At 61.2% G+C, this 6,165-nt stretch carries 3 protein-coding genes, 1 rRNA gene, 1 other RNA gene and 1 pseudogene; 3 read left to right on the forward strand and 3 right to left on the reverse strand.

The window, feature by feature from the left end; translation table 11 throughout:
• Positions 1-13 precede the first annotated feature (13 nt).
• Together rrf and E8F20_RS09435 are read left to right on the forward strand one after the other, a co-directional pair.
• Positions 14-129, forward strand: a 5S ribosomal RNA gene (gene rrf / locus E8F20_RS09430).
• Positions 130-239: 110 nt separating this feature from the next.
• A pseudogene (locus E8F20_RS09435) lies at positions 240-476 on the forward strand (tyrosine-type recombinase/integrase); the annotation flags it as partial.
• A 407-nt stretch (positions 477-883) separates the two neighbouring features.
• Here E8F20_RS09435 and ssrA read toward each other — a convergent pair.
• Positions 884-1,258, reverse strand: a transfer-messenger RNA (tmRNA) gene (gene ssrA / locus E8F20_RS09440).
• A 140-nt stretch (positions 1,259-1,398) separates the two neighbouring features.
• On the opposite strand from ssrA, the gene E8F20_RS09445 reads away from it, so the two are divergent.
• Complete coding sequence (locus tag E8F20_RS09445; protein WP_280283522.1) at positions 1,399-4,317, forward strand: ATP-binding protein; 2,919 nt, start codon at positions 1,399-1,401, stop codon at positions 4,315-4,317.
• 39 nt (positions 4,318-4,356) lie between these two features.
• Here E8F20_RS09445 and E8F20_RS09450 read toward each other — a convergent pair whose 3' ends face one another.
• Together E8F20_RS09450 and E8F20_RS09455 are read right to left on the reverse strand one after the other, a co-directional pair.
• Positions 4,357-4,602 (reverse strand): hypothetical protein, encoded by a 246-nt coding sequence (locus tag E8F20_RS09450; RefSeq protein WP_280283521.1) that lies wholly within the window; start codon positions 4,600-4,602, stop codon positions 4,357-4,359.
• A gap of 374 nt (positions 4,603-4,976) precedes the next feature.
• Positions 4,977-6,080: an IS110 family transposase gene (locus E8F20_RS09455; RefSeq protein WP_280282091.1), complete on the reverse strand. Its 1,104-nt coding sequence runs from the start codon at positions 6,078-6,080 to the stop codon at positions 4,977-4,979.
• Between the last annotated feature and the right edge of the window lie 85 nt (positions 6,081-6,165).

Below are 6,165 nucleotides of genomic sequence, written 5' to 3' on the forward strand. Positions count from 1 at the left end.
CCCAACCGAATTGCTTGACGACCATAGAGCGTTGGAACCACCTGATCCCATCCCGAACTCAGCAGTGAAACGACGCATCGCCGATGGTAGTGTGGAGCTTCTCCATGTGAGAGTAGGTCATCGTCAAGCTTCTATCCCAAACCCCCGATCCGCGTAAGCGGGTCGGGGGTTTGTCTTTGCGCCTGCGAAAGTTTGCGGATTCAGCAGTGAGGGCTGTCTCGGTCCTCACAGCATTTGGCTGCATCACCTCGTTCCTCCGCGCCCTGGAGCGCACCACCATTCAGTTACCGCAAGGCCAAGCCAGCCATGCCCTACGGCCTAGCTTCGCCAGTCACTTCATGATGAACGGCGGCAACATCCTCACCCTTCAGAAGATCCTGGGGCACTCTACCTTGGCTATGACCATGCGCTACGCACATCTGTCGCCGGACCACCTACAGGACGCCGTCAAATTTGGCCCTTTAAGCGATCGGTGAGTTAGTTGAAGGTGAGCTTCCATAGATTCAGTGCAAAGAATCCAATTAGAGCAAACGCTGCTCCCAACCCTGTCACAACGGTTGGTGCCAGGAATAAAACCCACACGAAGTTGGTTTTCTTCTGGTACGAAGCGTAGGCAGCTTGGTACTGCGCGACGACATGAGGGCCTTTCTGCCCCTCTAGAAGCTTGCTGACACGCCGCATATGAATCGCTCCCCACACCATCTTGGTAATTTCCCAGCAGATGAACAGCGTACGAGGTTGCTTCGAATGTTAGGGGGCTTGGTGTGCGCTGGTCGAGTCGATCGAAGCTAGGCGGGGATTTGACACTTCTTCGACACTTTGGACCGAAAAAGAAAAAGCCCCCGAAATTCGCTAGGAAAATCAGGGGCTTAGTCTTGGATTTTGGTGGAGCCGGGGGGATTTGAACCCCCGTCCGCCAGCTCTCCGCTTTCGGGACTACATGCTTAGCCAAGTCTACTGAGTTAGCTCTTTGCGGCCCGACTGGCAGGGTGCTCAGAGCGAGCTGTATGAGTTTTAGCCGTTACGTCTACAGCGAACTTGGCGGCGATCCTGTTCTATCTGACAGTCGTTTCGGGTTTACAGGCATCCCCTAATGACTGCTGGCAGCCGAAGCCGCCAGAAGGGTTAGGCCGCGAGGGCCGCCCCGTAGTTGTCGTCGTTGGCAACTAATAGTTTGCAGCAGCTAATTTACGAGGTCTGCTACCAGCTCGGCATGCCCCTAGAGTTTTGTTACCGGCGTCGAATCCTAATCGGCCCCAAATACTGCAGGGTGTACAACGGAACGTAGTCTACGGCAAAGGGGCCAAAGCGTCGACCACGCTTTTGACCTAATGTCATGGGTGCTTGCTATATGATTGCAGGCTATTGTCAGGAAGACCTTTGAGCCGAGACGTCGCCATGCCGCGTTCTGCCCGAACCCCCTTGCGCCAGTGGATCTGGCGTGCCTTCGTACAGAGTGCCCTGATCCCGCTGATTCTGGTCGAATCGGTGTTGATCACGGCTTATCTGTTGACCAACAGTGCAATACGCGATGCCCAGGTGGACTACCTGCAGCAGAGCGCTCTGGAAGACCTTAGCAGCGCGGTGGTCCGCGAAGGCAAGGTGATCGATATGCGCCTGCAGGGCATCGAGGTGCCCACGCGGCTGTTCCGCGACGCGGTGGGCCGGGCGTTGCAGGATCGCAGTTTCAAGCCTGATGACTTGGAGCGTCAGCGACATGTGCTGAGCTCCGACGGTGTCTACTACACGCGCACCGACGACGGCCGCGCCGCGTCCTTCTATGCCAGCAGCACACCGGTAGAGCGCCAGGACCACGAGAAGGCTCTGCGCCTGTCCCAGGTCGACCCGCTGATGCGCTCCATACGAGAGTCGAACCCATTGGTGGCGGCGGTCTACTTCAACAGCTGGGACAGCTACAACCGCATCTATCCCTTCTTCATGACGCCTGAGCAGTATCCCCATGACATGGTGATACCCAACTACAACTTCTATTACCTCGCTGATGCCAAGCACAACCCGCAGCGCAAGACGGTATGGACTGACGTTTACCTGGATCCGGCCGGCCTTGGCTGGATGATGTCAGCCATTACGCCTGTCTACCGCGGCGACTTCCTCGAAGGGGTGGTGGGCCTGGATATTACCGTGGGGCAGATGCTCGGCGAGATCGGTAGCCTCAAGGTGCCGTGGCAGGGCTATGCGATGCTGGTGAGCCGCGACCACAGCATCATGGCGCTGCCGGAGGCGGGTGAGCGTGACTTTGGCTTGCGTGAGCTGACCCGTTTCTCCTACGACGAGGCGGTGCGTCGTGAGGTGCTCAAGCCCGAAGATTTCAACCTGGCTCGCCACCGCGAGATGCAGCCGCTGCTGGAGGCTATGGCTGTCGGCAAAGGGAATGTGCAGGAAGTGGTGTTGGGTGGACGCAAGCAGTTGGTGGCCTGGGCCGAGATTCCGCAGACCGGCTGGCGGCTGATGATGGTGGTGGACGAGGCCAACATCTTCAAGGAAACCAATCGCCTCGCTGAGCGTTACCAGCAGATCGGTTACCTGCTGATCGCCGGCCTGGGCTTCTTCTACGCACTGTTCTTCGCCTGGATGTGGTCGCGTTCACGGCGCCTCAGCGGCGAACTCGCAACGCCCATGGCCGCCATCATGGGCATGATGAAGCGTATCGGGCAGGGCGACTTCCGCCCGCCCGCGCCGAGCAGTCGCATTGCCGAGCTGCAGGCCCTGGCGGAGGCGGTTCAGCTCAGCGGCGCCCAGCTGCAGGCGAGCGAGGAGGAACGCTTGGAGGCCAGGCGCAACCTTGATCTGGTGCTGGAGAGCACCACGGAAAGCCTCTGGGAGGTGGACGCCATCACTCTCTCCATCAAAATGAGCGGGCGCTTCGTCAAACGCTTTGGGTTGCGCAGCGACAGCATCACCTTTGCCGAGTTCAACGAGCGCGTGCACCCGGATGACGTGGAGCGGGTGCGCCGCCTGCGCATGTTGTTCTCGGTCAGCGACCAGGACAACTTCGACGCCGAATACCGCTTTGCCGATGTCGAGGGCCGTTACTCCTGGCTGCTCAGCCGCGGCAAGGTACTGGAGCGGGACTCCGACGGCCGTGCCCTGCGGGTGGCCGGCACTCATGTGGACATCACCCGGCTCAAGCAGGTGGAGGAGGAGCTGCGCGTCGCCAGTCGCGAAGCCCAGGCGGCCAGCCAGGCCAAGAGTCGCTTCCTCTCCAGCATGAGCCACGAGCTGCGTACGCCACTCAATGCCATCAATGGTTTCGCCCAGTTGATCGCTCTGGAAGCAGAAGGGCAGGAGGACCGTAAGGTGGAGGGCGATTACGCTCAGGAGATCGTCAACGCCAGCCGTCACCTAACCTCGCTGGTGGACGACATCCTCGATCTGTCGAGCATCGAGAATCGGCGCCAGAAGCTGCAGCTCAAACCTGTCGATATCGGCCCACTGCTGGCCAGCTGTGCTGAGCTGATCCAGCCCGAGCTACAGGCTCGTCACCTGCAGTTGCAGCTGGCGCCGCCACCTTCGCCGACGCTGCATGTGATGGCCGATGCCCGACGTCTGCGCCAGGTGATGCTGAACCTGCTGTCCAACGCGGTGAAGTACAACAGCCCCGAAGGGATGGTGAGCATGGGGTACGAGATACGCCCGGCCGCCGTGCGCCTCTGGGTGGCCGACAGCGGTCCGGGCCTTAGTCAGGAGCAGCAGGCCATGCTGTTCCAGCCCTTCCAGCGACTGGGCCGGGAGAACTCAACCATTCCGGGCACAGGCATCGGCCTGGTGCTGTGCCGCGAGCTGGCGGAGTTGATGGGTGGCGAGATGGGCTTCAGCAGCGCGCCCGATATCGGTAGCCGCTTCTGGATCGACCTGCCAAGCATCGCTGCGTCGGATGACTACGAGCCACCGGTGCTGGCCAAACTTGAGGTGGAAGAACCGCAGGTACTGCCGAAGGTGCTCTGCGTGGAAGATCACCCGGCCTGCCTCAAGGTGCTGCAGGAGGGCCTGCGGGACATGGCCGATGTGCGTGGAGCGGGTTCGGTGGGCAAGGCGCTGGGACTTCTGGCAGACATCACCCCGTCCCTGTTGCTGCTAGACCTGGATCTGCCCGATGGCGATGGTCTGGATGTGCTCGACTTCGTGCGCTCCAGCCCCCGACTGGCAATGATGCCGGTGCTGGTAGTGAGTGCGGCGGTGGATGAAAAGATCCTGGCCGAAGCACGTCGTCGCGGTGCCGACGCCTGCCTGAGTAAACCTGTGGACCTGAAGCAGGTACGCCGAATGGCACTCTCGCTGCTTGGCCAGGAGGCCTGACGCTCAGGATCCAGCTCGCGCTGGATCCTGAGCTGCTTTCTATTCGCTGGACTGCAGCAGGTTCAGTGCTTCAGCCAGCACCTTCTCGGACTCGGCGTGATCGCCGGACTTATGTAGCTCCTCGCCCTCGACGCGAAGTTTTTTCACTTGCTCGAGTACGGCGGGGTCCGCGGGTGGATCGGTTTTCAGGATCTGGTCGATCTTCGCCATGTCCGCTGGGCAGTGTGACGCGAGAACCGGGGCACTGAGCAGGGCGGCAGCAAGCAAAAGGGCAATACGGCGCATGTCGGACCTCCTTTTCGGGTTGACCGCTGGAGTATAGGAAAGCTCCAGCCTATGAGGTGGACTGCCCTGATGCGAGTGGGGTTGAGCCGATGTGGCGCCGTGTTGGGCTGAAGCCCACCCTATGTATGGACTCGCCTTTTACTGTCAACCCGCTTTGAACAGAGAAACCCGGTTGCATCTATGTATCAGGCCTCAGCAAGGGAGCCGCAAAGGGGCTCCGGGCCAACATTGTCTGAGCTCGCGCCGTGCCAATTACGAAGAGGCTTAGGGGCCAGTAGGATGGCAGGCATCATCGCGCGACGGTCTGACCTGGGGTCAATGTTCTCAGCAGCGGTTGAGGCGCTCAGCGCCTCGGTGGCGGGATCTCGTGGGATCTATTCGGCTATCGTTGCTCCCGGTTGGACAGAGGGATTACGGCAGTAGCGGGCGTCCGACTGCAGCAGCACCCAGACGATACGCAAGTTGCGGTTGGCCAGACGTATGGCCGCCCCCTTGCGTCCGTGCCGCTGCATCCAGCGGTTCAGCCGACGGTCGTCCACTTCCTCGGAGTCAGCCTTGAGCGTGCGGAGCACCGCATGGGCGCCCTCGACCATCAGGCTGCGCAGATAACCATCACCGCGTTTGCTCATCTTGCCGAGCCGAACCTTCTGCCCGCTGCTGTGCTGATCGGGTACCAGGCCAAAGTAGGCCGCGAACTGGCGTGCATTCGGGAAGCACGCGGGCTTGACCTGCTTGGCGACCAGGGCAGTGGCGATGATCGGCCCAACCCCGCGCACGCTCATCAGTCGCGAGGCGGTCTTGTCCGCGCGTGCACATTGTTCCAGCCGTTTGGTCAGCAGCAGGAGACGGCCTTCCAGCGCCTGCCATTCCGCCTGCATATCGGCGATCAGCTCACGCAGCAGGTCTGGCAGCGGCAACGTGGCATCCTCCAGAATCCGGCTCACGCGGTCGCTGAGCGCTGCAGCGCCTTGCGGGATCGCCAGGCCATGCTCGAGCAGCAGCCCCCGGATTTGATTGCCCAGCGTCGTCCGGCGCCGTAGGTAGCCCTGTCTGACCCGATGCGCCGCCTGCATGGCCAGGGCCTCCACGGTTTTCACCGGTACGGCATGGATGGTGGTATCGCGTCCGGCGCGCAAGATCGCCTGCGCATCGTTGCGATCGTTCTTGGCACCACTGCGGTGCTCGGCGACTCGCTGTGCGGGTAACAAGCGCACCTGACAACCCAGGGCCTGCACCTGTCTTGCCCAGGCTTGTGCGCCCGGCCCGGTCTCCAGCAAGACCGTCGCGCCCTTGGCGATCTGGTACAAAAACCTCGAGAACGCCTCGCGCGACTGGAGACGCTTTTCGTACACCAGCTCTCCGTGCGCCTCTTCGCCGGCGATTTGGAACACCTGCTTGGCCAGATCAACAGCGACTGTCGTGCACAGAGAGAGCGTTTCCGGGTGTGCAGCTTGCGGTTTCGTCGTACGCTTTTGCATGGCCTTGCCCTCGCTGTCGGTGGTTATCGTAGGGTGCCACCGTGGCGCGCTCGACGCCTCGGCGAGGGCGAGTCCATCCAATTAC

This window comes from Pseudomonas sp. BN415 (assembly GCF_029871195.1).
GTDB classification, from domain to species: domain Bacteria; phylum Pseudomonadota; class Gammaproteobacteria; order Pseudomonadales; family Pseudomonadaceae; genus Metapseudomonas; species Metapseudomonas resinovorans.

Excerpts from the sequence above, each read along its gene's own strand:
- E8F20_RS09445 (WP_280283522.1), top strand. The coding sequence starts at position 1,399 with ATGCCGCGTTCTGCCCGAACCCCCTTGCGCCAGTGGATCTGGCGTGCC.
- E8F20_RS09450 (WP_280283521.1), bottom strand. The coding sequence starts at position 4,602 with ATGCGCCGTATTGCCCTTTTGCTTGCTGCCGCCCTGCTCAGTGCCCCG.
- E8F20_RS09455 (WP_280282091.1), bottom strand. The coding sequence starts at position 6,080 with ATGCAAAAGCGTACGACGAAACCGCAAGCTGCACACCCGGAAACGCTC.